Source organism: Streptomyces sp. NPDC002092 (assembly GCF_053593775.1).
This window is the reverse complement of the sequence record NZ_JBSFDG010000012.1, coordinates 166,587-189,140: the sequence shown is the minus strand read 5'-3', so window position 1 is coordinate 189,140 and position 22,554 is coordinate 166,587. Positions and strand designations below refer to the sequence as shown.

24 protein-coding genes are annotated in these 22,554 nt (G+C 71.9%); 9 read left to right on the top strand and 15 right to left on the bottom strand.

Annotated elements, in window-relative coordinates; all coding sequences use genetic code 11:
* Window positions 1-333: 333 nt before the first annotated feature.
* Entirely contained in the window at window positions 334-693 is a 360-nt protein-coding gene (locus ACWCRD_RS27540) for a hypothetical protein (protein WP_450968456.1), read from the bottom strand.
* A gap of 156 nt (window positions 694-849) precedes the next feature.
* Between ACWCRD_RS27540 and ACWCRD_RS27535 the strand changes: the two genes are divergently transcribed.
* Entirely contained in the window at window positions 850-1,455 is a 606-nt protein-coding gene (locus ACWCRD_RS27535) for a nitroreductase (RefSeq protein WP_450968455.1), read from the top strand.
* Here ACWCRD_RS27535 and ACWCRD_RS27530 read toward each other — a convergent pair.
* The 3 genes from ACWCRD_RS27530 to ACWCRD_RS27520 all read right to left on the bottom strand — a co-directional run bounded on the left by ACWCRD_RS27530 (window position 1,442) and on the right by ACWCRD_RS27520 (window position 3,227).
* Window positions 1,442-1,636 carry a hypothetical protein gene (locus ACWCRD_RS27530; RefSeq protein WP_450968454.1) on the bottom strand — a complete coding sequence of 65 codons (195 nt, stop codon included), beginning with the start codon at window positions 1,634-1,636 and terminating at the stop codon, window positions 1,442-1,444. The genes ACWCRD_RS27535 and ACWCRD_RS27530 overlap by 14 nt on opposite strands.
* Window positions 1,637-1,758: 122 nt before the next feature.
* Window positions 1,759-2,679 carry a hypothetical protein gene (locus ACWCRD_RS27525; protein WP_450968453.1) on the bottom strand — a complete coding sequence of 307 codons (921 nt, stop codon included), beginning with the start codon at window positions 2,677-2,679 and terminating at the stop codon, window positions 1,759-1,761.
* A 95-nt stretch (window positions 2,680-2,774) separates the two neighbouring features.
* Window positions 2,775-3,227: a hypothetical protein gene (locus ACWCRD_RS27520; protein WP_450968452.1), complete on the bottom strand. Its 453-nt coding sequence runs from the start codon at window positions 3,225-3,227 to the stop codon at window positions 2,775-2,777.
* A 114-nt stretch (window positions 3,228-3,341) separates the two neighbouring features.
* Between ACWCRD_RS27520 and ACWCRD_RS27515 the strand changes: the two genes are divergently transcribed.
* Window positions 3,342-4,130, top strand: a complete 789-nt coding sequence (locus ACWCRD_RS27515) for a restriction endonuclease (protein WP_450968451.1) — start codon at window positions 3,342-3,344, stop codon at window positions 4,128-4,130.
* A gap of 22 nt (window positions 4,131-4,152) precedes the next feature.
* Here ACWCRD_RS27515 and katG read toward each other — a convergent pair whose 3' ends face one another.
* Window positions 4,153-6,351: a catalase/peroxidase HPI gene (katG, locus tag ACWCRD_RS27510; RefSeq protein WP_450968450.1), complete on the bottom strand. Its 2,199-nt coding sequence runs from the start codon at window positions 6,349-6,351 to the stop codon at window positions 4,153-4,155.
* A gap of 23 nt (window positions 6,352-6,374) precedes the next feature.
* Window positions 6,375-6,812, bottom strand: coding sequence for a transcriptional repressor (locus ACWCRD_RS27505; protein ID WP_099931868.1), 438 nt, complete (start codon window positions 6,810-6,812; stop codon window positions 6,375-6,377).
* A 196-nt stretch (window positions 6,813-7,008) separates the two neighbouring features.
* Between ACWCRD_RS27505 and ACWCRD_RS27500 the strand changes: the two genes are divergently transcribed.
* Complete coding sequence (locus tag ACWCRD_RS27500; RefSeq protein WP_450968449.1) at window positions 7,009-7,419, top strand: hypothetical protein; 411 nt, start codon at window positions 7,009-7,011, stop codon at window positions 7,417-7,419.
* 16 nt (window positions 7,420-7,435) lie between these two features.
* On the opposite strand, the gene ACWCRD_RS27495 is transcribed toward ACWCRD_RS27500, so the two are convergent.
* The 6 genes from ACWCRD_RS27495 to ACWCRD_RS27470 all read right to left on the bottom strand — a co-directional run bounded on the left by ACWCRD_RS27495 (window position 7,436) and on the right by ACWCRD_RS27470 (window position 12,692).
* On the bottom strand, window positions 7,436-8,119 hold the full coding sequence (locus tag ACWCRD_RS27495) for a cupredoxin domain-containing protein (RefSeq protein ID WP_450968448.1): 684 nt from the start codon (window positions 8,117-8,119) through the stop codon (window positions 7,436-7,438).
* The gene (locus ACWCRD_RS27490; RefSeq protein ID WP_450968447.1) at window positions 8,107-8,622 is read right to left on the bottom strand and encodes a hypothetical protein; all 516 of its coding nucleotides are present in this window, start codon (window positions 8,620-8,622) and stop codon (window positions 8,107-8,109) included. Before ACWCRD_RS27490 ends, ACWCRD_RS27495 begins: the two co-directional genes overlap by 13 nt.
* Window positions 8,623-8,742: 120 nt before the next feature.
* Window positions 8,743-9,777 (bottom strand): cupredoxin domain-containing protein, encoded by a 1,035-nt coding sequence (locus tag ACWCRD_RS27485; RefSeq protein ID WP_450968446.1) that lies wholly within the window; start codon window positions 9,775-9,777, stop codon window positions 8,743-8,745.
* 61 nt (window positions 9,778-9,838) lie between these two features.
* Window positions 9,839-11,173, bottom strand: a complete 1,335-nt coding sequence (locus ACWCRD_RS27480) for a copper resistance CopC/CopD family protein (protein ID WP_450968445.1) — start codon at window positions 11,171-11,173, stop codon at window positions 9,839-9,841.
* Window positions 11,170-11,796, bottom strand: coding sequence for a hypothetical protein (locus ACWCRD_RS27475; RefSeq protein WP_450968444.1), 627 nt, complete (start codon window positions 11,794-11,796; stop codon window positions 11,170-11,172). Before ACWCRD_RS27475 ends, ACWCRD_RS27480 begins: the two co-directional genes overlap by 4 nt.
* A gap of 242 nt (window positions 11,797-12,038) precedes the next feature.
* Window positions 12,039-12,692, bottom strand: a complete 654-nt coding sequence (locus tag ACWCRD_RS27470) for a helix-turn-helix transcriptional regulator (protein WP_450968443.1) — start codon at window positions 12,690-12,692, stop codon at window positions 12,039-12,041.
* A gap of 104 nt (window positions 12,693-12,796) precedes the next feature.
* On the opposite strand from ACWCRD_RS27470, the gene ACWCRD_RS27465 reads away from it, so the two are divergent.
* The 4 genes from ACWCRD_RS27465 to ACWCRD_RS27450 all read left to right on the top strand — a co-directional run bounded on the left by ACWCRD_RS27465 (window position 12,797) and on the right by ACWCRD_RS27450 (window position 19,166).
* Window positions 12,797-13,333 carry a DUF2231 domain-containing protein gene (locus ACWCRD_RS27465; protein WP_450968442.1) on the top strand — a complete coding sequence of 179 codons (537 nt, stop codon included), beginning with the start codon at window positions 12,797-12,799 and terminating at the stop codon, window positions 13,331-13,333.
* Window positions 13,334-13,368: 35 nt separating this feature from the next.
* Complete coding sequence (locus ACWCRD_RS27460; protein WP_450968441.1) at window positions 13,369-13,815, top strand: hypothetical protein; 447 nt, start codon at window positions 13,369-13,371, stop codon at window positions 13,813-13,815.
* Window positions 13,816-13,987: 172 nt separating this feature from the next.
* Window positions 13,988-18,076 (top strand): molybdopterin-dependent oxidoreductase, encoded by a 4,089-nt coding sequence (locus ACWCRD_RS27455; RefSeq protein ID WP_450968440.1) that lies wholly within the window; start codon window positions 13,988-13,990, stop codon window positions 18,074-18,076.
* A gap of 136 nt (window positions 18,077-18,212) precedes the next feature.
* Window positions 18,213-19,166: an XdhC family protein gene (locus tag ACWCRD_RS27450; RefSeq protein WP_450968439.1), complete on the top strand. Its 954-nt coding sequence runs from the start codon at window positions 18,213-18,215 to the stop codon at window positions 19,164-19,166.
* 132 nt (window positions 19,167-19,298) lie between these two features.
* On the opposite strand, the gene ACWCRD_RS27445 is transcribed toward ACWCRD_RS27450, so the two are convergent.
* From ACWCRD_RS27445 to ACWCRD_RS27435, 3 genes are all read right to left on the bottom strand, one after another.
* Entirely contained in the window at window positions 19,299-19,937 is a 639-nt protein-coding gene (locus tag ACWCRD_RS27445; protein ID WP_450968438.1) for a DUF305 domain-containing protein, read from the bottom strand.
* A gap of 92 nt (window positions 19,938-20,029) precedes the next feature.
* The gene (locus ACWCRD_RS27440; protein ID WP_450968437.1) at window positions 20,030-20,359 is read right to left on the bottom strand and encodes a DUF6153 family protein; all 330 of its coding nucleotides are present in this window, start codon (window positions 20,357-20,359) and stop codon (window positions 20,030-20,032) included.
* Window positions 20,360-20,605: 246 nt separating this feature from the next.
* A complete protein-coding gene (locus ACWCRD_RS27435; protein WP_450968579.1) occupies window positions 20,606-21,064 on the bottom strand; it encodes a DUF5990 family protein in 459 nt (152 codons plus the stop codon).
* 108 nt (window positions 21,065-21,172) lie between these two features.
* Between ACWCRD_RS27435 and ACWCRD_RS27430 the strand changes: the two genes are divergently transcribed.
* On the top strand, window positions 21,173-21,772 hold the full coding sequence (locus ACWCRD_RS27430; RefSeq protein ID WP_450968436.1) for a hypothetical protein: 600 nt from the start codon (window positions 21,173-21,175) through the stop codon (window positions 21,770-21,772).
* A gap of 39 nt (window positions 21,773-21,811) precedes the next feature.
* Window positions 21,812-22,546: a YcnI family protein gene (locus ACWCRD_RS27425; RefSeq protein WP_450968435.1), complete on the top strand. Its 735-nt coding sequence runs from the start codon at window positions 21,812-21,814 to the stop codon at window positions 22,544-22,546.
* Window positions 22,547-22,554: the final 8 nt, after the last annotated feature.

Genomic DNA, 22,554 nt, shown 5'->3' with positions numbered 1-22,554 from the left:
CACGACCATTGGTGGAACGCCCGCATCGTTGAGCCCCACGCACTGCGCGGCGATGCAGCCAACATCAAGAACCATGTCATGCCCTCCTGGGCGGACTTGGAGATGCGGGCCACCACCGGCATGGACGTCCAGAGTTGGATCCGGACCCTGTCGAGAAGGGGCCAACTGGCGTCAGCAGACCTGGTGGCCCGCCCTCGAAGGTGCCCACTACTTCGACACCGACGGCGAGCAGCGGCTCGTCCCGCACCACCCGCCGCACTCCATACACCACACCTGCGCCTCGTGGCTGGTCCAGAAGGGAGTCTCGCTCTACGAGGTCCAGCACCTCCTCGGTCACGGGGGCAGGTCGCGGCGGTGGGCGTGGAGGAAGATCTGTTCGTCGGCGTGGACCGCCCGCGGTGAAGAAGACGAGTGCGACGCTGAGGCGATCACCGAGGGGTGGTGGCCTGTGGTGGGGGCCAGGGTGGCGGTCATCGCCAGCCACAGGAAGACGTTGGGGGTGTTCTGCGTGATGAAGAGGTCCCGGCCGAGGCCGGTGCCGTGAGAGCGCAGGCGCAGGAACAGGGCCGTCAGGAGGCGCAGGGCGGTCAGGGCAGCGGCCGTGGCGGGCGTCACCAGCAGGAGCCGGGCGGCGGTGTGGGCGGTCAGGCCGGTCGCCCACCTGTCAGGGCGGCCGGTCGCCTTCACGGTCACCTTGCCAGTAGCCGATCAGGCGCGGCGAGGCGCACCGCTGCCCAGGCGATCTTGCTGGCAAGGCGGGTGCGGCTCTGCGCTGGCCGTCCGTGAAGGGGCGCACCTCCGGCCGACCGCCGGACGCGGCGTACAGCTATCCGGTACGAGTAGGGAACGGTGTCCAAAGCGGTGCTCGAACGAGTGCTTGCCGCGGCGGCGCGGGCTCCGTCGAGTGGAAACCTCCAGCCGTGGCATCTGTATGTCGTGACGGGCGAGCCCTTGGCCGAGCTGAAGAGGCGTGCGGCGGCCAGGGCGCTGGCGGGAGACCCGGAGGATGAGCGGGAGTATCCGATGTACCCCGCCGAACTGACCTCACCGTATCTGGACCGCTTTTCCGCCGCGGCCGCCCAACGGTACGAAGCGCTCGGGATCGAGCGCGACGACCCCGACAGGCCCAGGAAGATCGCCGCGTTGAACTCGCAGGCGTTCGGGGCGCCGGTCGTACTGTTCTGCTGCCTCGACCGGACGATGGGGCCCGGGCAGTGGGCGGACGCGGGGATGCATCTGCAGACGGTCATGCTGCTGCTGAGGGCGGAAGGGTTGCACAGCTGTCCCCAGGTGATGTGGACGATGTACCGCACGACCGTCAGCCAGACCGTCGGCGCCGACGACGGGCGCGTGCTGTTCTGCGGCCTCTCGGTGGGATACGAGAAGGAAGGCGTGTCGCGGCTGCGTACCGCGCGGGCCGACATCACGGAAACAGTGAGCTTCATCGGAGTCTGAGCTGCCGGCCGGGTGTTCTACGAAGATCTGGTTCGGCGCCGACCGGCTTCGGCCGGCCGCCGAAGGCCTCCGGATTGCGGGCCTGATCGGTGACCAGCAGGACCAGGTGGCCGCGGACCTTGGACTGCGAGTACTGGTTGCGCGACTCCGCCGAGTACGCGCGGACGGCACCCTCCCGCACGATCAGGCACGGGCAGCGGCCCTCATGTCTCGTTTCGAAAGAGGTCGCCGTCCCCGGGCGCCCGTAAGGGCCGGCCCCTCCCTCCGGCAGGGGGACGGGCCGGGGTTAGACGGGTGCGGCGGTCAGTTCACGTGGAGGGTGAGCGCTGCGGTGTGCAGCTTGCCGGCGGTCTGGAACTGCAGGAAGAGCCGCCAGTTTCCGGACTGGGCGAACTCGGCGTGGAAGGTCAGGGTCGGTCCGCCATGGTCACCGTTGACCTTCGTCTCCGGGTGGAGGTGGGCGAAGGACAGGTCGCCCTGGTGGAAGGCGGTGAGGTGGGCGTACGTGTCCAGGTAGGGCTGGAGGTCGGTGACCGGCTTGCCGTTGCTGGTGACGGTGGCGGTCAGCCGGCGGGCCGTGCCGGCCAGCAGGTCGCCCTTCACCGCGATCGTGTAGCCGTCGACGGTGGTGGTGCCGGACGCATCGGGCAGGGCTGCGGTCATCGGCCTGCCGGACACCTTCACCGTGCGGCTGAGGACGAAGTCCTTGCCCTTGCCTGAGCCGGTGGCCGGGGTGAAGGAGGTGTACAGCCGCCAGGTGCCCGGCCTCAGCGCGGCGAGCGGCGCGGTCCAGGTGCCGTTCTCGGCCATGGCGGGGTGCACATGCTGGAAGCCGGTGAGGTCGGTGCGGACGGCGTAGAAGTGCATCCGCTTGGTCTGGTCGACGGTGTAGTCGGTGACCGGCTTGCCGTCCGGGCCGGTCACGGTGAAGCGGTAGTCGGCCGACCGGTCGGCGGGGAGGCCGGTGGTGCTCGAGATCATGCGGTAGCCGTCCCGGGCGGCGGCCAGGCCGTTGCCGGTGGCGGCGGTGTCCATGTCGGGCATCGACGCCATGGCGTCGGCCGATGCGGAGGGGGACGGCGTGTTCCCGTGGTCCATGCCGGGCATGGCGGAGCTGTGGCCGGAGCCGGTGCCCGAGCCGCAGGCGGCCAGCGCCAGGGTGAGTACCGAGGTGGTGGTGGCCGCCATGAGGAGGCGGCGGGGCGTCCGAGAGCGCTTGGACATAAGGTGTCTTTCCAGGTGGGCGCCGCGATACGGCGCGAGTGACGGACGTGGGACCGGTGCCGGACCGCGGCGGTGAGCCGGTGTCCGGGGTCTCGTCACGTCCGTGCGATGCACGCCTGGAGGAGGAGTTCGCGTCCGCCCAGGGGTGGTCCCCTGCGGCGGGTGCCCACGTACGCCCGTGGGGCCCGTGGCAGCAGGGCGGCGACGGGCAGGACCAGGACGGCCGTGGCGAGCGGCGGCAGCGGGCTCGCCGAGCGGGGAGGGGTGGCCAGGCACAGCGCGCCCCGCATGGTCTCGTCCGTGCGCGGGGTCGCCTTGTCGCCCGCCCTGGAGTGGTCGGCCGGGTGCGCTGCCATGGCGGCCGGCGCCGGTTGCGTGACCGCCGTGACCGCGGTGTCCGCCATGGCCCCGTGGCAGCCGCCTTCAGCCGCGGCCGGGCCGCCGTGCATGAGGAACAGCCCGAGCAGCACCGCAACCAGCACGGCCGGCCGCACCACTTGGCGGTGGCGGGCCCCGGCCGTGCTCGGGGCGGGCTGCGTGGCAGTCACGGGTTCACCTTACGCAGCCGGGCGCACTGCGCCGTCGTGCGGGGCCCGCACCGTTCTGGCCGTCATGGCCGGTATGCGGTCTTTCCGCCGCTCCCGGCCATGCTCACACTGCCCGTGAGGGATCGGGGGGTGGTGCGGATGGCCGCGCGGCGCAAGGGACGGCAGCGGCGGCGGGCGGCGCGGCGGGACGCGCTCTCGCGCCGGGCGGGTGCCGGTCTGGCCGGCGTACTGGTGCTGGCCGTGTTCTGGTCGGCGATCTGGATGTACGTCGTCGGGGTCGTCGTCGCGGCGGCTCTTGGCGGCCTCGGCTGGTGGCTGTGGCGTACGGACCGGATCCTGCGCGGCCGGGACCGGGCGTGGCGGCAGCGGGACGCGGTCGCCGCCGGGCATCGGTCGTTGGCCGAAGTGGACGCCATGAGCGGTACGGAGTTCGAGGAGCTGGTCGCCGCGCTGTGCCGCCGGGACGGGTGCCGTGCGGTGCGGCGGGTCGGCGGATCGGGTGACCAAGGGGCCGATGTGGTCGGGCGGTTGCCGGACGGGCGGGCGATGGTCGTGCAGTGCAAGCGGTACACGCCGAGTGCCGTCATCGCCAGCCGGGAGGTACGGGATCTGCTCGGGTCGAAGGTGCACTTCGGGGCGGACGTCGCGGTGTTCGTGACGACGACCCGGTTCAGCAAGCAAGCCATGGACGTCGTGGTCAGGAACGGCATCGTCGCCGTCAACCGCGACCTGCTCGGGGCATGGAACAGCGGTGCCTCGTTGCCCTCGCTGATGGGGGTCAGCGGTCACGGACAGGGCGATGCCCGTCACCTGGCGCGGTGGCGGAAGACGTACGGGCGCAGAAGGCGACGCCCGGGCCGCCCCCTGAGGGACGGCCCGGACGTCAGTGGCCTTGCCCGGTGACCGAGCTGGGTGGCCGGGCGGATCAGGCGATGTCGAAGCGGTCCGCGTTCGACACCTTGACCCACGCCGCGACGAAGTCGTTCACGAACTTCTCCTTGGCGTCGTCGGCCGCGTAGACCTCGGCGAGCGCACGCAGCTCGGAGTTCGAGCCGAACACCAGGTCGGCACGGGTACCGGTCCACTTGACCTCGCCGGTCGCGTCGTCACGGCACTCGAAGACCGTCTGGTCCTCGGAGACCGGCGACCACGTGTGGCCCAGGTCGAGCAGGTTGACGAAGAAGTCGTTCGTCAGCTTGCCGGGGGTGTCCGTGAAGACGCCGTGCGCGCTCTGCTGGTAGTTGGCGCCGAGGACGCGCAGACCGCCGACGAGGACGGTCAGCTCGGGGGCGCTCAGGCCCAGCAGGTTGGCCTTGTCGAGCAGCAGGTACTCGGCCGGCAGGCGGTTGCCCTTGCCCAGGTAGTTGCGGAAGCCGTCGGCGGTGGGCTCCAGCGCGGCGAAGGACTCCGCGTCGGTGTGCTCCTCCGTGGCGTCCACACGGCCCGGGGTGAAGGGCACCTCGATGTCGTGACCGGCGTCCTTGGCGGCCTTCTCGACGGCGGCGGCGCCACCGAGGACGATCAGGTCGGCCAGGGAGACCTTCTTGGCGCCCGAGTTCGCGTTGAACTCCGCCTGGATGCCCTCCAGGACGCGCAGCACCTGAGCCAGCTCGTCGGGCTCATTGACCTCCCAGCCGGCCTGCGGCTGAAGGCGGATACGGGCGCCGTTGGCACCGCCGCGCTTGTCGCTGTTGCGGTACGTCGAGGCCGACGCCCACGCGGTGGACACCAGCTGGGCCACGGACAGACCCGAGTCGAGCAGCTTGGCCTTGAGCGCCGCGACATCGGCGGCGTCGATGGGCTCGCCCTCGGCCTCCGGCAGCGGGTCCTGCCACAGCAGGGTCTCCGCCGGGACCTCCGGGCCGAGGTACAGGGACTTCGGGCCCATGTCACGGTGGGTCAGCTTGTACCAGGCGCGGGCGAAGGCGTCCGCGAACTCCTCCGGGTTCTCGTAGAACCGGCGCGAGATCGGACCGTAGACCGGGTCGAAGCGCAGTGACAGGTCGGTGGTGAGCATCGTCGGGAGCTTCTTCTTCGACGCGTCGTGGGCGTCGGGGATGATCGCCTCGGCGTCCTTGGCGACCCACTGCTTCGCGCCGGCCGGGCTCTCGGTGAGCTCGTACTCGTACTCGAAGAGGTTCTTGAAGAACCCGTTGCTCCACTGGGTCGGCGTGGCGGTCCAGGTGACCTCCAGGCCGGAGGTGATCGCGTCGCCGGCCTTGCCGGAGCCGTAGGTGCTCTTCCAGCCGAGGCCCTGGGCCTCGATCGGGGCGGCCTCGGGGTCGGCGCCGACGTGGTCGGCCGGGCCCGCGCCGTGGGTCTTGCCGAAGGTGTGACCACCGGCGATGAGGGCGACGGTCTCCTCGTCGTCCATCGCCATGCGGCGGAAGGTCTCACGGATGTCGCGGGCCGCGGCGATCGGGTCCGGGTTGCCGTTCGGGCCCTCCGGGTTGACGTAGATCAGACCCATCTGGACCGCGCCGAGCGGGCTCTCCAGCTCACGGTCGCCGGTGTAGCGCTGGTCGTCGAGCCAGACCTTCTCGGGACCCCAGTAGACGTCCTCCTCCGACTCCCATACGTCCTCGCGGCCACCGCCGAAGCCGAAGGTCGTGAAGCCCATGGACTCCAGTGCCACGTTGCCCGCGAGGATCATCAGGTCGGCCCAGGACAGGCTCTTGCCGTACTTCTTCTTCACTGGCCACAGCAGACGGCGGGCCTTGTCCAGGTTGCCGTTGTCCGGCCAGCTGTTCAGCGGGGCGAAGCGCTGCTGACCGGCACCGGCGCCGCCACGGCCGTCGCTGATGCGGTAGGTGCCCGCGCTGTGCCAGGCCATACGGATCATGAACGGGCCGTAGTGCCCGAAGTCGGCCGGCCACCAGTCCTTGGAGTCCGTCAGGATCTCGGCGATGTCCTGCTTCACGGCCGGCAGGTCGAGGCTCTGGAACGCCTCGGCGTAGTCGAACTCCTCACCGAGCGGGTTGGCCACGGCGGGGTTCTTGGCAAGGATCTTCAGGTTGAGCTTCTCCGGCCACCACTGACGGTTGCCACCGCCCTGGGTGGGGTGCAGGGCGCGGTCGTGCGCCACCGGGCACTTAGCCCCTTCGGCGGGGGTGTTCTCAGACATGCGAATCCTTCCGGGTTTGGTGCTCAGGCCGTGCGAGCGGTGGAACAGTCGGGGCACAGGCCCCAGTAGATGACCTCGGCCTCGTCGATCGCGAAGCCTCGGTCGTCCGAAGCGGTGAGGCAGGGGGCATGACCGACCGCGCAGTCGACGTCGAGGACGGCGGCGCACGAGCGGCACACCAGGTGGTGGTGGTTGTCCCCGACCCTGCCCTCGAACCGGGCCGGGCTGCCCGGCGGCTCGATGCGACGTACGAGTCCGGCCGTGGTGAGGGCGTGCAGCGCCTCGTACACGGCTTGCAGGGATATGTGGCCGACACGGTCCCGCACACCCGAGGCGATCGCCTCGACGCCGAGGTGATCACCCTCGCGGACGGTCTCGAGCAGCGCGACGCGGGCGGCCGTCACCCGCAGGCCGGCACCGCGCAGCTCCTCGGCGGTGGTCGGAGTCTGGGGTGAAGTCATGGCGCCCAAGCTACCCGCACAAACACGAATGATTCAAGAAAACGAACGAGACAGGTTTGATGGCCGCTCGATGACCTCCGGGGGAACCCCCGCAGATCAATGGCTGGCAAGGGGTTCGCACCACTGTTCACGCCTACGGGTGAATCAGTGAATGGATGTCCGTTCTGCGCTCGTTCCCTGCGCTGTGCTGGAGCGCGTGAGTGTCTTCGTACTGTGCGCGTGGCTGCTGACCGCGGGGCTCGGCGGCTATCTGGCCTCTGTGTGGATCCGCCACGGCGGCCTGCGGCAGCGCACGCCGGGGGTGACGCGGCTGCCGCTGTGGCTCGTCGTGGGGCATGTCGTGCTGGCCGTCGCCGGTCTGGCCTGCTGGACGGCCTACCTCGCGGGCGCGGTCCGGGGCACGGCCTGGGCGGCCTGCGCCGTGGTGCTGGTCGTCGCCGCGTTCGGCTTCATGATGCTGCTGCGCTGGCTGCCCAGCTCGGGACGGCACTCCCGGGGCGCACGGACCGCGGAGCGCCACTTTCCGCTGACGGCGGTCGTCGCCCACGGGACGAGCGCGGGCGCAACCGTGCTGCTGGTCGTGCTGGTGGTGCTGCGCCGGGCGTGACAGGCCCGGCGCGAGGTCAGCCCGTACCCGCCTCCTCGTTCCGGGACGCGGCGGCGGCCGAGCGGGAGCCGACCAGGAGCAGGCACAGGACGGCCACGCCTGCTACGACACCCGTGAGGAGCAGGAGGGGGCTGAGGGGGCGGATGGCGGAGGCGGCGTTGTCCACGGCGGGCTGTGCCGCCGCGGGGGCGGAGGCGGAGGCCGTGGGGGAGGGGGACGGGCTCGTGGTGGTTCCGGGGGCGGCGGCCTCGGCGCTGTGGCCCATGTGCATGGACGACGGCATCGCGCCGGCGGGTCGGGTGGCGGGGGCGGCGGCCGTCTGGTGCTGGTGCTGCTGCACGGTGGGCGCGGGCGCGGCGGCCGGCTGCACGACGAGCTGGGCCGTCATGCCCGGATGCACGGTGCAGAGGTAGCCGTAGGTCCCCGGCGTGGTGAAGGTGTGGCTCCAGCTGCCGCCCTTGCTGAGCATCGGGGAGTGGACGGAGGCGGGCCCGGAGGTGGTCTCGACGTCATGGGGCGCCTGGTCCTGGTTGGTCCAGGTGACCGTGTCCCCGGCGGTGATGGTCAGGGTGCGGGGCGAGAACGCGTAGCCGGACATGAGGACTTGGTGGCCGGCGGCCGCCTGCACCGCGGGGGCGGGCAGGACGAGCGCGGCGCCCGCCAGGAAGAGGGCGCCGAGGAAGGCGGTCAGACGGGGCATGTGAACTCCGCGGCTACGAGCAGCCGGATGCGGTCTGCGGGACGGATGCGGGGCAGGGCGAGGCCGGTCGTACGGCGCAGGGGGCGGTACGGCAGCCGGAGCGTGCCGAGGACCAGGAGCCGGTCGGTGGTGCGCTCGACGACACGGAAGCCGAAGAGGGCCGGGGCCGGTTCACCGGCCAGGGCCAGTTCGCCGGGGACGTGCAGCCGGGTGGCCTCGTCCGTGGGCGTGAGGCTGGTGCTGACGAAGGTGAGCACCCTGCCGCCCAGCGGCCGGCCGGCCAGCTCCAGGCTCAGCACGCAGTCGTCGGAGTCGGGCGCCACGGTGAGGGTCGCGTCCAGGGCGGTGAGGCGGCGGCGCAAGGTGGTCAACGGGCCGAAGCGGGCGGTCAGTTCGACGATGCACCGGTCCGGGACGGCGCCGTAGGTGCCGGGGTCGGGCAGCCAGTCGGGGCCCGGGCGGGCCGGGGGCAGGACGGCGGTGGGTTGGGTCTCGGTGGTCATCTCGGCACCTCGATGGGCGAGCGGAGTGACGGGCGGGGAGAATGGAGCGAGCGGCGGGCCGGCCGACTGCGACTCGGCCGGCCCGCCGCGTCCTGCTGGACGAAGCCAACAGGAGTTGGTTCAGCAGGAGTTGGTGACGTAGTTCTCGGTGGGAGCGAGCAGGTGCTCGGCCCAGACCGTGTGCATCTTCACGTAGGCGTCCGGGTTGAGGATGTCCGCGAGCTGCTGGCCCGGGGACTCCTCCAGGTGCGCCTTGTCGATGTGCTGCAGAAGCACGCCGAGGGTGTCGTCGGCGACGCTGCCGGTGCCGTTCACCGCGGGGGTGAGGATCGACTCCAGCCAGACGGTGTGCATCTTGAGGTAGCTGTCGAGCTTGAGCGCGTCCTGGACCTGCTGGCCCGGGGACTCCTCCAGGTGCGCCTTGTCGATGTGCTGCAGGATCGGCAGCAGGACCTGCTGGACGCTGACGCAGTCGCCGCCGTCGCCTCCGGTACCGCCGGAGCTGCTGCCCCCGCCGGTCGAACCGCCGGTGGAGCCGCCGGTCGAGCCACCCGTGGAGCCGCCGGTGGAGCCGCCCGTCGAGCCGCCGGTGGAGCCGCCGGTGGAGCCGCCGGTGGATCCTCCGGTCGAGCCGCCCGTGCCGCCCCCGGTGGAGCCGCCCGAGCCGCCGCCGCTGTTCGCGACCACGGTGATCGACGCCGTCATGTCCGGGTGGACCGCGCAGTAGTACTGGTACGTCCCGGCCTTGGTGAAGGTGTACGACCAGCTGTCGCCCTTCTGCAGGGTCCCGGAGTCGAACTTGGCCGGGCCGCTGGTGGTGGTGACCGTGTGCGGAGCGGAGTCCTCGTTGATCCACTTCACGGTGTCGCCGACCTTCACGGTCAGCTTGGGCTGGGCGAACTTGTAGTTCTTGATCTCGATGGTGTACTTGGCCGCCGCGGCCTTGGTGGCCGAGTGGTTCATGTCCGGCATCGACTGCGCCTCGGCCGCCGGGGCGGCGGTCTGCGGGGTCGCGGCCCCGGCGGACGCCTGGAGCAGGCCCAGGCCGGCCACGGCGGCGAGGCCGGCGCCGAGGCCGGTGGCCAGCAGCACCCGGTTGCCCGCACGGGAGCGCCGGTGGTGCGGCGCGGGTGCGGTGGTTTCCTCTGTGTGCATGGTGGTGCTTCTCCCTTGTGAGTTCCCTGGTGAGGGGAGAGGGGTGGGACAGGGGTGCGGGTCAGCGGCCGGGAGCGGACGTGACCAGCAGACTCGTCGCGGCGAGTACGACGAGGACGAGCCCCGTCTCGGCCGCGACCGAGTGGACGAAGGGCCGCACGGTGGCGCGGTCGCCGCGCAGCAGTACGGCGATGTCGAGCCGCGTCCGCACCCAGCCGCGGCTGCGCTGGGCGATCAGCAACACGGCGGCCAGCACGGCGAGTTTGACCAGCAGCAGCTGCCCGTAGCCGGTGTGGAAGAGGGCGTCGAAGGACCCGACCACCTGCCAGGTCAGCACCGCCCCCGCCGCCACGATCGCCGCGACCGACACCCCGGCAAGCCGGGAGTAGCCGTTCACGACGGCCGACAGTTCGTCGGGGCGGCGCCGGGGCAGTACCCCGAGCAGCAGCACCGTCAGGCCGCCGAGCCACACCGAGACGCCGAGCAGATGGACCAGGTCGGCCACCGCGCCCCAACCGGGGTGCGTGCCCTCGGAGTTGTGGCCGGTCATGCTCGTCGTCCGCAGCAGTCCGAGGGTGACGGCGAGTGCGCCGACGCGCCAGCCGGGCGACCGTGCGGCCCGGTCCCCGCCCTGCAGCAGGGCGGCCAGCGCGATGGCGGCGAGCACCCACATCAGCATCCGGCAGGCGGCCACGACGCCGACCTCGGTGTTCAACAGGTCGGTGTAGGTGCCGGGCCGGAACACGGCGCCGAGCGTGCCCATCGTTCCGTACGCGGCCTGGAGTCCGGGCGCGAGCAGACTCGCCGCGAGACCTGCGGCCCAGGAGAGGGTGAGGACGCGGCGGGTACGACGGTCCCACGCGCCCTGCGGCCAGAGCAGCGCGAGGAACGCCAGACCGCCGACGAACAGGGCGAGGGAGAGATAACCGGCCCAGCGGACGGCGACCCAGGCGGAGTGCACCGCCTCGGACGGCTCCGGGAGCGCCGCCGCCTCGGCCGACCGGCCCGCCTTCGCGGTGAGGCGGAAGGAGAGCGTCCCGGACGTCAGATGCCCGTCCTCCATGTCAAGTACCTGCCAGATCAGGCTCAGGTCACCCCGGTCCTTGCTCTGTTCCTGCGCCGAGATCTTCGGGACGGTGACCTCGATGGTGTCGTTGCCGTGGCCGCCCCGGGACACGGCCAGTGGCTTGCCCGCCGCCTTGATGTGCACGTCGGCCGGTTCGACCGGTTCGCTGAAGGTGAGCCGCACGGTGGCGGGGGTGTGCAGGAGCCGGGCGCCGTCCTTCGGCATGGAGGACTTCAGCTCCGTGTGGGCCGAGGCAGGCGGTGCCGCGAACAGCAGGGCCGCGAGCGCGGTCAGGAGCAGGGCGAGCAGGGACGCGGCGCGGCGTCTCACGGCAGTACCTCCGGGACGACCGAGGGCGAGGCGGCGACACCGACGCACAGCGAGGAGAGGGCGCCGGCCGACGACGACGGGGACGGAGAGGGCGACGGACTCGGGGAGGCCGGGGCCAGGAGCCCGTCCAGCAGGCCGGTGACCGGAGTGACCACGCCGTTCAACAGCGGCTGTACGAGGTGGACTTCACCCTCGTCGCAGTTGCCCGAGGGCGAGGGGGTCGGAGTGGGGGAGGGCGAGGGGCCGGTGGTGGATCCGCCCCCCGGTCCGCCGTGCGATCCGCCCGTACCGTGACCGTGGCCGCTTTCCCCGCCGGTGGACGGCATACCGCCCCCCACGGGAATTCCGGCGTCGTTGCCGCCCGGCCAATAGCCGCCCGCCGAGCCGGCGCCGTAATTCCCGACGGCGGTGTCGGGAGGTCCGGTTGCGGAGCGGGCCGTGGGTTGGTGCGGTTGGGGAGAGGTCTCGGACGCTGGCGGGGACGCGGTGTCGATGGTCGTCGGTGCCTGGGCGCCAATGCCCGAGGCGTATCCGAGGACCACGACGACGGCCGCGACGAGCGCGCCCGCGACGATCTCGTCGCGATGGTCTGCTGGCCAGGACCCCCTGGCAAAGAAGGACATGGTCCCTCCTGACGCTGTGCGTGAACGGCGGTGACGAGGAGTGCACAGGTGTGACGATTCCCGTCCGCTACGCGTCAGTTAATCGATGGTTTCGTTGCCTCATTTCCGACCGGGGGGTCGCTGTGAGAACGGACCTCACCGCCCCAATGCACGCATTGCATTCCGGTGGTATTCCGTGGAGAAAACGAAGGGACCGTGAATTCGAACGCACACGGCATTTCCCTGCCGGCTCCCGCCGGTTGTTATCGCTCGGTTCGCAACTCGACGCAGCAGATACCGGGTTGCGGGGTCAGCACGGCAGTCGTCTCGGGGTGGCCGGACGCGGCGAGACAGCCGCGCAGGAAGGCGTGGTTCATGCCGCAGATCAGATCCGGTGCCTGCGCGGCGACCGGATGGAAGGGGCAGTTGTGCAGCACCGTGCGCCCGGCTCCCTCCTCGGCGGGCTCGAATCCGAGCGATTCCAGGGTGGCCATGAGGTCGCCGGCCCCCGCCTCGGCGCCCACGGCCTCGCCCCTCTCCCCGGCCACGCGCAAAGCCGCCTCCTGCGCGTTCTCCCCCTGCTTCTGCGCCGTCAGGGCCTCGGTCAAAAGCGAGGCCAGCAGGTCGTGGCGGCGCGGTGGGAGGCTCAGGGAGAGGGTGTGCGGGGTGGGCTCGTACACCTTGGGCGCGCGGCCGACCCGGCGCGGGCCGTGGCCGCCGTGCCGGGACTGCAGCAGGCCCGAAGCCACCAGCTTGTCGAGGTGGAAGGCCGCGAGCTTGCGGGAGATCCCGACCGCCGCCGAGGCCTCCTCGCGGGTCACCGGCCGCCGGGCCCGCCGTACGAAGTCCAGCAGTCGGCGCCGTGACTCGTCGCCGAGGACGGCGAGCGCGGAGATGGGGTCGGAGCCGGAGGTCACGGGCTCACGGTAACTCCGATTCGGGGTACTCGGCGCTTGCGGTTGACCTCCGCGCGAATAAGACCAACACTTGTGGGTGAAATGCCTCTCAGGCGAGGTGGGCCATGACGGTCGACAGTGAGCTACGTCAGGCGAAGCAGCCGGTCAGCGGTGCGCTGGCGGGCCCGTACGGGCATCCGTTCCATCCGATCCTGGTCACCGTGCCGATCGGGGCCTGGGTGTGCAGCCTGGTCTTCGACATCGCCTCCAAGATCGTCGACCGGCCGGGCTTCCTGACCCACGGTTCGGCCTGGCTGATCGCGATCGGTGTGCTCGGCGCCCTGGCCGCGGCAGGCGTCGGCTTCCTCGACCTGTTCGCCATCCCCACCGGGACACCGGCCTTCCGTACGGCGCTGGTGCACATGTCCCTGAACCTCGCCGTGACCGCGGCTTACGCGGCCGGTTTCGCCTGGCGCCAGGGCGACGGCTACGCGGGAGGGCAGAGCGTCGGCAACGGGCAGCTGACACTCTCCGCCGTCGCCCTGGCCGCCCTCGGTGTCTCCGGATACCTGGGCGGCAAGCTCGCCTACCGCTACGGCGTCCGCGTGGCCGCCGAGTCCGTGCAGACGGAGGGGTACCGCAGTACCCGTACGACGCCCTGACCAGAACCACTGGGCCCGAGCCACTGGAGCCGGACATGGACATCGCCGCTCTCGTCGCCTGGATCGTCACCGCCCTCGGTGGATTCTTCCTCCTCGTCCGCTGGATCTCCGGCGGCGGCCTGCGCCAGCAGCAGACCGGGACCACCCGGTTCCCGGCGCCGCTGGTCTTCGGGCACTTCCTGCTGGCGGCCGCCGGACTGGTGGTGTGGATCGTCTATCTCGCCGCCGACAGGACCGCCCTGGCCTGGGCGTCCTTCGGCGTGCTCGTCGCCGTCGCCCTGCTCGGGTTCACCATGCTCGCCCGCTGGATCCCCGTGTACCGCGCGGCCCCCGCCGTGACCGAGGTGATGGCCCCAGGCGGAACCGAGGCGACGACTCCCGCCGAACGGCATCTGCCCGTGCCGGTCGTCGGCGCCCACGGCCTGCTGGCCGCGACCACCCTGGTGCTGGTGCTGCTGGCGGCCATCGGGGTCGGCAGCTGACCTCTCACCCCCCGATCCGCTCCCCGAAGGACCTCTCACACCGCCCTCCCGACCCCTGTGCGCCCGGCGTAACCCCTGATGACCGGCCCAGGAGACATCGGTGTAATGGGCATTTCGTACCGTCACGGAAGCTCCACCCGTACGGGACGATCATGAGAGGCAGGGGGTGCCCGTGGCCGCGCCGGACTCGCGGAACGCCAACACGACGACGGCGCCGAAGGTGCGGACGGTCTGCTCGTACTGCGGGGTGGGCTGCGGCATCGTGCTGGACATCGGGTTCGGACCGGACGGACGCCGCACGGTCCTGAAGGCGTCCGGCGACAAGGAGCACCCCGCGAACTTCGGCCGCCTGTGCACCAAGGGCGCGACCACCGCCGACCTGCTCGCCGCTCCCGGGCGGCTGACCACGGCCCTCGTCCGGCACGAGCGGGGCGAGGAGCCCGTACCGGACGCCGTCCACGCCGCCGTCAGCGAGACGGCCCGGCGCCTTCGCGCCATCGTCGACGAGCACGGGCCGGACGCGATCGCCTTCTACGTCTCCGGACAGATGAGCCTGGAGGCGCAGTACCTGGCGAACAAGCTGGCCAAGGGGTTCGTCAGGACGAACCAGATCGAGTCGAACTCGCGGCTGTGCATGGCCAGCGCGGGCACCGGCTACAAGCTTTCGCTCGGCGCCGACGGACCGCCCGGCTCCTACCAGGACCTCGACCGGGCCGACCTCTTCTTCGTCATCGGCTCCAACATGGCCGACTGCCACCCGATCCTCTTCCTGCGCATGATGGAACGGGTGAAATCGGCCGGCGCCAAGCTCGTCGTCGTCGACCCGCGCCGCACCGCCACCGCCGACAAGGCCGACCTGTTCCTGCAGATCAAGCCGGGAACCGACCTGGCGCTGCTGAACGGGCTGCTGCACCTCCTGTACGAGAACGGCCACACGGACGCCGAGTTCATCGCCCGGTACACCGACGGCTGGGAGGATATGCCCGCCTTCCTCGCCGACTACCCGCCCGCCACCGTCGCCGGGATCACCGGCATCCCCGAGGACGACATCCGGGAGGCCGCCCGGCTGATCGGCGAGGCGGGGGAGTGGACCAGCTGCTGGACCATGGGCCTCAACCAGTCCACGCACGGCACCTGGAACACCAACGCCCTGGTCAACCTGCATCTCGCGACGGGGGCGATCTGCCGGCCGGGCAGCGGCCCGTTCTCCCTCACCGGCCAGCCCAACGCCATGGGCGGCCGCGAGATGGGCTACATGGGCCCCGGTCTCCCCGGCCAGCGGTCCGTGCTCGTCGACGAGGAGCGCGCGTTCGTGGAGGAGCTGTGGGACCTGGAACCCGGCACCATCCGCGCCGACGGGGTCGGCAAGGGCACCGTCGAGATGTTCCAGAAGATGGCCGACGGCGAGATCAAGGCCTGCTGGATCATCTGCACCAACCCGGTCGCCTCCGTCGGCAACCGCAAGACGGTCATCGAGGGCCTGGAGGCCGCCGAGTTCGTCGTCACCCAGGACGTCTTCGCCGACACCGAGACCAACGCGTACGCCGACGTGGTCCTGCCGGCCGCCCTGTGGACCGAGACCGAGGGCGTCCTCATCAACAGCGAGCGCAACCTCACCCTGGCCCGGCCCGCCGCCGACCCGCCCGGCGAGGCCACGGCGGACTGGCGGATCATCGCGGCCGTCGCCCGGGAGATGGGCTACGAGAAGGGGTTCGCCCACGACAGCGCCGAGGAGATCTTCGAGGAGATCAAGCAGGCCTGGAACCCGAGGACCGGCTGGGACCTGCGCGGGGTGACGTACGAGCGGCTGCGGGAAACCCCCGTGCAGTGGCCCGCCGCCAGCGGCGACGGGCCCGACCGCAACCCGATCCGCTACATCGGCGAGGACGGCTCCCTCACCTTCCCCACCGCGAGCGGCCGTGCCGCCTTCTTCGCCCGCCCGCACCTCCCGGCCGCCGAGATGCCCGACGACGACTACCCGTTCGTGCTGAACACCGGGCGGCTGCAGCACCAGTGGCACACGCTGACCAAGACGGCGAAGGTGCCCAAGCTGAACAAGCTCAACCCCGGGCCGTTCGTGGAGCTCCACCCGCAGGACGCCGCCGCACTCGACGTCGGCGACGGCGACTCGGTGGAGGTCGCCTCGCGGCGCGGCCGGGCCGTGCTGCCCGCGGTGGTCACCGACCGGGTGCGGCCCGGGAACTGCTTCGCGCCGTTCCACTGGAACGACCTGTTCGGCGAGTACCTGAGCGTCAACGCCGTCACGAGCGACGCCGTCGACCCGCTGTCCTTCCAGCCCGAGCTGAAGGTGTGCGCGGTGTCGCTGACCAAGGTGTCGACTCCGGTCACCGTACGAAATCCGGGCGGGGAAACGGAAGTTGAGACGGCACCGGTCGCGGTTGCCGCTTCCGATCCCTTCGGGCTCGCACCCGCTCCGCCGCCCGTGCTCAGTGCGCAGGAGAGGCAGTACCTCGTCGGGTTCCTCGCCGGCATCCCCTCCGGTGCCCCGGGCGTGCCGGTGCTGCCGCCCTCCGCGCCCTTCAGCCCCGAGCACGCCCTGTGGGTCAACGGGGTGCTGGCCGGCATGTACTCGCGGGCCGCCGACACCGCCGTACCGACCACGTCGTCACCCGGCCGTGAGGTCGTGATCCTCTGGGCCTCGCAGACCGGCAACGCCGAGGAGTTCGCCGCCGCCGTCGCCGAGCGGGTCAAGTCCGACGGACACGCCGCCTCGCTGCTGGGCATGGACGAGGCCGACCCCGCCGCGCTGCCGTCCGGCGCGGACCTGCTCCTGGTCACCAGCACCTTCGGCGACGGCGACGCGCCCGACAACGGCAGCGGTTTCTGGGAGACCCTGACCGCGCCCGACACCCCGCGCATGGAGGGGAGGCGTTTCGCCGTCCTCGCCTTCGGCGACTCCTCCTACGACGACTTCTGCGGCCACGGCCGCCGCCTCGACCAGCGCCTCGACGAGCTCGGCGGACTGCGCCTCGCCCCGCGCACGGACTGCGAACCCGACTACGAGGACGCGGCCCACGCCTGGCTCGACCAGGTGCTCACCGCCCTGTCAGGTACGCCCGAACGCCCCGCCCTCGCACCGGCGGCCCCGCCCCCGACCCCGCCCACCCCGCGCACGAGGAAACCCGCCCCCGTCACCGCCCGCCTCACCGGCAACCGCCTGCTGAGCCTCCCCGGCGCCGGCAAGGAGGTCCGCCGGTTCACCTTCGACACCCGCGACAGCGAGAGCCCGCTGCTCTACGAGGCGGGCGACGCGCTCGGCGTCCGGCCCCTCAACTCCCCTGAACTGGTGGCCGAGTGGCTGGCCGTCACCGGCCTGGACGCGGAGACGGCGGTCGAGGTCAAGGGCGCCGGCGAGGTCCCCCTCGGCGAGGCCCTGCTCCGGCATCTCGACATCACCCGCGTCAGCCCCGACCTGCTCCGCTTCGTCGCCGAACGGGCCCGCGACCCACGGGAGTTGAAGAAACTGCTGCGCCCCGACAACAAGGGCGAGCTGGCGAAGTGGTCCTGGGGCCGGCAGGCCGTGGACGTGATCGCCGAGCACCGGGTCGGGGCCGACGCCCAGGAGTGGGCCGACGCGCTGGGCCGCCTGCAGCCACGCCTGTACTCCATATCGTCCAGCCCGCTGACCGACCCCCACCTGGTCTCACTGACCGTCTCCGTCGTCCGCTACGAGAACCTGCACGGCCGCCCCCGCCAGGGCGTCTGCTCGCCCTTCCTCGCCGACGCCGAGCAGGACACCCCCGTACCGGTGCACGTCCAGCGCTCCGCACACTTCCGCCCGCCCGCCGACCCCGCCACCCCGATGGTCATGGTCGGCCCCGGCACCGGCGTCGCCCCCTTCCTCGGCTTCCTGGAACAGCGCCGCGCCCTCGGCCACCGTGGCCCGAACTGGCTGTTCTTCGGCGAGCAGCACCGGGCCACCGACTTCTACTACGAACAGGAGCTCACCGCCTTCCTCGCCGACGGCACCCTGGCCCGTCTGGACACCGCCTTCTCCAGGGACCAGCGCGCCAAGGTCTACGTCCAGGACCGCATGCGCGAACACGGCCCGCTGCTGTGGTCCTGGCTCCAGGACGGCGCCCACTTCTACGTCTGCGGCGACGCCTCCCGCATGGCCAAGGACGTCGACCAGGCCCTGCGCGACATCGCCGTGGTGCACGGCGGCCTGGACGAGGCGGGCGCGGCGGCATACGTCAAACAGCTCGCGAGCGAGAAGCGCTACGTCAGGGACGTGTACTGACCTGCGGACTACGCTGGATCCATGCGTGCTGCATCATTCCGGGGGCTGAGACGTCAGCGGCTCCGCCGCGGGCCCCCGGACCCCCGGCAGAAGAGCGGGCGGCGACGCTGGCCGGCGCGCACATCGCGAGGTGAACATGCGTGAACTGGCGGACAGGGCACTGCAGTGGACGGCGCAGAGCCGTGCGGCGGTCCTTGCGCGGCCGCTCAGCGAGCGGGGCTTCGGGCCGCGGCATCCGGCCGACGCGATCCTCGTCGACGAGGACGGACACTGCCACGGCCGGCTCTACCGGGGCGCCTTCGACCGGCAACTGGCCGCCGAGGCGGCCTCGCTCCCGCCCGGTCACACCGCCCGGGTGGTCGCGGTGGCCGTGCACGACGACGGTGTGCAGCAGGCCGGGCTGACCTGCGGGGGCCAGGCCGAGATCCTGCTCCAGCCCCTGGCCGCCGTACCGGCCCGCTGGTGGGAACTGCTCGCGGCGGGTGCCGACGCGGCGCTGGTCACCTGGCTGGACGAGCGGCGGACCCATGCCGTCAGCGTCGTCGTCACCCCGGACGACCGGGCCGACGGCCCGGACGTGCCGCCCCAGGCCGCCGCCGGCGCCCGCGACCTGCTCGCCCGCCACCGCGCCGGGCGCGAGGTGCACGCGACCGAGGCCGGACTCTGCCTCGTCGAGACCTGCCCCGCCGTCCCCCACCTCGTCATCGTCGGCGGCGGCGAACTCGCCGAACTCCTCGTCGCCCAGGCCGGGTTGCTCGGCTGGCGGGCCACGGTGACGTCGGTCGCCCGGGACGCGGGCAAGCTACTTGTCTCGCATCCGGCCGCCGCCTGTCTGATCATGCTGAGCCATGAGCCCGATGTGGACGTGCCCACCCTGCACACCGCGCTGACCTCCGGTATCCCGTACGTCGGTGCGTTGGGCTCCCGCCATACACAGGAGCGGCGCGCCGCCGGGCTCATGGCGGCGGGCCTGGACGAGGGGCAACTCGGGCGTATCCATGGGCCGATCGGGCTGGACATCGGGGCGCGTACGCCGGCGGAGACGGCCTTGGCCGTCTGTGCGGAGGTGCTTGCAGCGCTTGGGCGGTGAGCTTCGTGGGGGCGCTGAGTGTTTTTGTCTGCTGCGTCGTTGTGGCTGGTCGCGCAGTTCCCCGCGCCCCTTCAGGGGCACGCCCCTTCAGGGCGGCGGGGAGGGACCGGACACCGGCCCCTCCCCGGGACGTCAGGCCTTGCCGAGGAGCTTGTTCATTTCTTTGATCTCGGCGGTCTGGCCGGTGATGATGGCGTCCGCCATGGTGGTGGCGGGGGTGTAGGCGCCCTTGGTCTTCTCCGTGCCGGCCATCTGTACGGCGCCCTTGTGGTGTTCGATCATCATGGTCAGGAACATGGTGTCGAACTCCGCGCCGGACGCCTTCGCCAGCTTGTCCATGTCCTTGGTGTCCATCATTCCGGCCATGCCGGAATGGGCCGAGTGGTCCATGCCGGGCATCGCCGACGGCACGGACTGGCCCCAGGACTTCAGCCAGCCGCTCATGGTGCGGATCTCCGGGTCCTGCGCCTTCTCGATGCGCGCGGCGAGATCCTTGACCTTGGCGGACGAGGCCCGGCCGGCCGCCAGCTTCGCCATCTCCAGGGCCTGCTGGTGGTGCGGGATCATGCCCTGCGCGAAGGACACGTCCTGTGCGTTGTGAGCGGCGGCGCTCGACGAAGGCGAGGACGAGGACGAGCCGGAGCTGTGGCTGTCCTGGCCGCCGCTCCCGCTGTCGCTGCCGCCGCCACAGGCGGCCAGGACGAGCCCGGCGGTGACGGTCGCGGCCACCAGGGCGGTGCGACGGGCCACGGAGGTACGGGTGTTGCGCATGCTGGAACTCCTGCGTTGCTGCGTGAAAGGGATCTGTACGTGCCGAGGCGCACCGCGTCGCCGTCGTGCGGGGGCGCGGTGCCGCGTGGTGTCTAGATCCGCAGGAGTTGCAGTTCCGCCAGGGAGGGCGGCGCGCGTGCACCGTCCGGGGCCGTGCCCGCGTAGGGGCAGGGGGCGTCGGAGAGGGCAGGCGCGGCCACCGGGTCGGCGACGAGCGCGGGCAGCGTGGGCCCGCCGCTCAGGGCGCCGGACGCACAGGTCCGGTCGGCGTGCTGGGCGTGGCCACCACCGCAGTCGTCGCCCGCACAGTCGCCGTGCAGGGCGACCGCCGCCGTCACGTGCCGCGGAGCGGGGTGCTCGTGAAGGGCGCCGCCGGGCGCCAGGCCGTGCATGGCGAGCAGCCCGGCCAGCAGCCCGAGCATCAAGAAGACCGAGGGAAGTCCCCCACGGTTCGGCAGCGCCCCGAAGGGGCGCGGGGAACGGCGCGACCAGCCACGACGACGCCGCAGACGATCGAGGGCCGATCGCGGCCCCGTCGCGAAGCCGCTCATTGGCACAGCCGGCGCAGCGCCCCGCACAGCCCGCGGAGCGCTTGGCGGCGCATCGCGATGGTGTGCAAGGGCTGTCACGGCGCCCATGTTACGCAGACCGCCGCGGGCCCCGGGCCGTCACCCCCGTCCCGCGCTCCAGGCGATGTGCGGCGGCGCCACCCGTGCGCACAGCGGGTTTCCGCGGGCGTCGGTCAGCTGCAGCCGCCCCACCAGCAGTCCCTCGCGCACGGCGGCGCCGAGCACCTCGGCGGGCACGGCGTCCAGCATCAGCTTGGCCCGCCGGAACATGCCGAAGGCACCGGAGTCGTCGACCGTGCCCCAGGACAGGTAGACGAAGCGCCCGCCCGGACGCCCTTGAACATACGGCCCCTTGACGTCCGTACCTGTGACCGTGCACTCCAGCGTCCAACTCGCGGACACGGCGTCGCCCGGCTGCGGATCGAGAAGCTCGCCCGGCCGGTCCCGGCGCTGCACGGCCACATGGATGTTGGAGTACGAGGGCATGTCACCGCCGGGCCCGCAGGCCCGGCCCGGCAGGTCGACGCCGTCGATACGGATGCGCAGTCCGGCCGTCACCCCGTCACCGCCTTCGCTCGGCACTTCTTCGCGGGTCTCCAGTCTGCACCTGTGTGCTTGGGGATCCGCCGGGTGCAGCCACCCCGGCGCGTGGCAGGATCGGGCGCCATGAGGGCGTCCCCTTCGGTACGCGTGCTGCGCGCGGCGGTGTTCGCCGCGCTGTGCGTGCTGCTCGCCGCCGGGGGACACGCACTGGCGACCGGGACGGCTCCGCCCGTGTGGGTGCAGGCCGCCGGGTTCGTACCGGTCTTCGGCGCCGGCTGTCTGCTGGGCGCCCGGGAGCGCTCGCTGGCCGCGATCGGCGCGGGCACGCTCACGGCCCAGGGCGGACTGCACCTCGCCTTCGACGCCGTACGCCCGCACCCCCTGATGCTCATGCACGGCATGCAGGGCATGGGCGCCATGCACATGGGCCACTCCCACGCCCTGACACCGCACGCCACCGCCGCCCATGCCGGCGCGGCCGTGGTGCTGACCTGGTGGCTGCGGCGCGGTGAGGCCGCGCTGTGGTCGCTGCTGCGGCGGGCCGTCACGCTCGTACCGGGCCTGGCGGCCTGGTGGCGGGTGCGCGGCGGGGCAAAGACCGTGCCGGCCGCGCCGGACGCCGTACGCCCGGGTGCCGACGGTCCGCGACCGCTGCGGGGGCTGCTGCTGCGGCACGCGGTGCAGCGGCGCGGTCCGCCGCCGGGGATGTCGTACGCGATCTGACCTCGACATCCCTTCCTCAGTACGGAGATCAGCTCACCCATGTCCACTGCACGCACCGCCCTGCGCCGCGTCGGCACCGTCAGCGCGCTGACCGCTGCCGGGCTCCTGGCCGCCGCGGGAATCGCCTCCGCGCACGTCACCGTCCACCCCGAGAGCTATGCGAAGGGCGCCACGGACGGCGTCCTCACCTTCCGCGTCCCCAACGAGGAGGACACCGCGAGCACCACCAAGGTGCAGGTGTTCCTGCCCACCGACCACCCCGTGCTCGGCGTGCTCGTGTCGCCGCCGCAGAACGGCTGGACGGCGAAGGTCACCAACACCAAGTTGAAGACACCCGTCAAGACCGACGACGGCACCATCACCGACGCCGTCTCCGAGATCACCTGGACGGGCGGCAGGATCGGAGCCGGGCAGTACCAGGACTTCAACGTCGCCTTCGGTCAACTGCCCGACGACACCGACCAGTTGACCTTCAAGACCCTCCAGACGTACTCCGACGGCAAGACCGTCCGCTGGATCGACGTGGCTCAGCCCGGTGCGGACGAGCCGGAGAACCCGGCACCGGTCCTCAAGCTGACCGCCAAGGGCGCCGAGGAGGGCAGCGCCTCGGCCTCGTCGGCGGCGCCCAAGAGCGCCGCCGGCTCCACGTCGAGCGCGGCCGGCAGCGACTCCACCGCCCGCGGGCTCGGTGTCGCCGGGCTGGTCGTGGGCGTGCTTGGCCTGGCGGCAGCGGCGTTCGCGCTCGTCCGCAACCGTTCCGCCAAGACCTCCTGACCGCGGTT

Bases quoted from the DNA above. Each gene is read 5' to 3' on its own strand.
- ACWCRD_RS27490 (WP_450968447.1), bottom strand. From the start codon at position 8,622: ATGACCACCGAGACCCAACCCACCGCCGTCCTGCCCCCGGCCCGCCCG.
- ACWCRD_RS27505 (WP_099931868.1), bottom strand. From the start codon at position 6,812: ATGACTTCACCCCAGACTCCGACCACCGCCGAGGAGCTGCGCGGTGCC.
- ACWCRD_RS27440 (WP_450968437.1), bottom strand. From the start codon at position 20,359: ATGCTCGGGCTGCTGGCCGGGCTGCTCGCCATGCACGGCCTGGCGCCC.
- ACWCRD_RS27485 (WP_450968446.1), bottom strand. From the start codon at position 9,777: ATGCACACAGAGGAAACCACCGCACCCGCGCCGCACCACCGGCGCTCC.
- katG (WP_450968450.1), bottom strand. From the start codon at position 6,351: ATGTCTGAGAACACCCCCGCCGAAGGGGCTAAGTGCCCGGTGGCGCAC.
- ACWCRD_RS27465 (WP_450968442.1), top strand. From the start codon at position 12,797: ATGACGGTCGACAGTGAGCTACGTCAGGCGAAGCAGCCGGTCAGCGGT.
- ACWCRD_RS27445 (WP_450968438.1), bottom strand. From the start codon at position 19,937: ATGCGCAACACCCGTACCTCCGTGGCCCGTCGCACCGCCCTGGTGGCC.
- ACWCRD_RS27460 (WP_450968441.1), top strand. From the start codon at position 13,369: ATGGACATCGCCGCTCTCGTCGCCTGGATCGTCACCGCCCTCGGTGGA.
- ACWCRD_RS27425 (WP_450968435.1), top strand. From the start codon at position 21,812: ATGTCCACTGCACGCACCGCCCTGCGCCGCGTCGGCACCGTCAGCGCG.
- ACWCRD_RS27525 (WP_450968453.1), bottom strand. From the start codon at position 2,679: ATGTCCAAGCGCTCTCGGACGCCCCGCCGCCTCCTCATGGCGGCCACC.
- ACWCRD_RS27450 (WP_450968439.1), top strand. From the start codon at position 18,213: ATGCGTGAACTGGCGGACAGGGCACTGCAGTGGACGGCGCAGAGCCGT.
- ACWCRD_RS27495 (WP_450968448.1), bottom strand. From the start codon at position 8,119: ATGCCCCGTCTGACCGCCTTCCTCGGCGCCCTCTTCCTGGCGGGCGCC.
- ACWCRD_RS27475 (WP_450968444.1), bottom strand. From the start codon at position 11,796: ATGTCCTTCTTTGCCAGGGGGTCCTGGCCAGCAGACCATCGCGACGAG.
- ACWCRD_RS27430 (WP_450968436.1), top strand. From the start codon at position 21,173: ATGAGGGCGTCCCCTTCGGTACGCGTGCTGCGCGCGGCGGTGTTCGCC.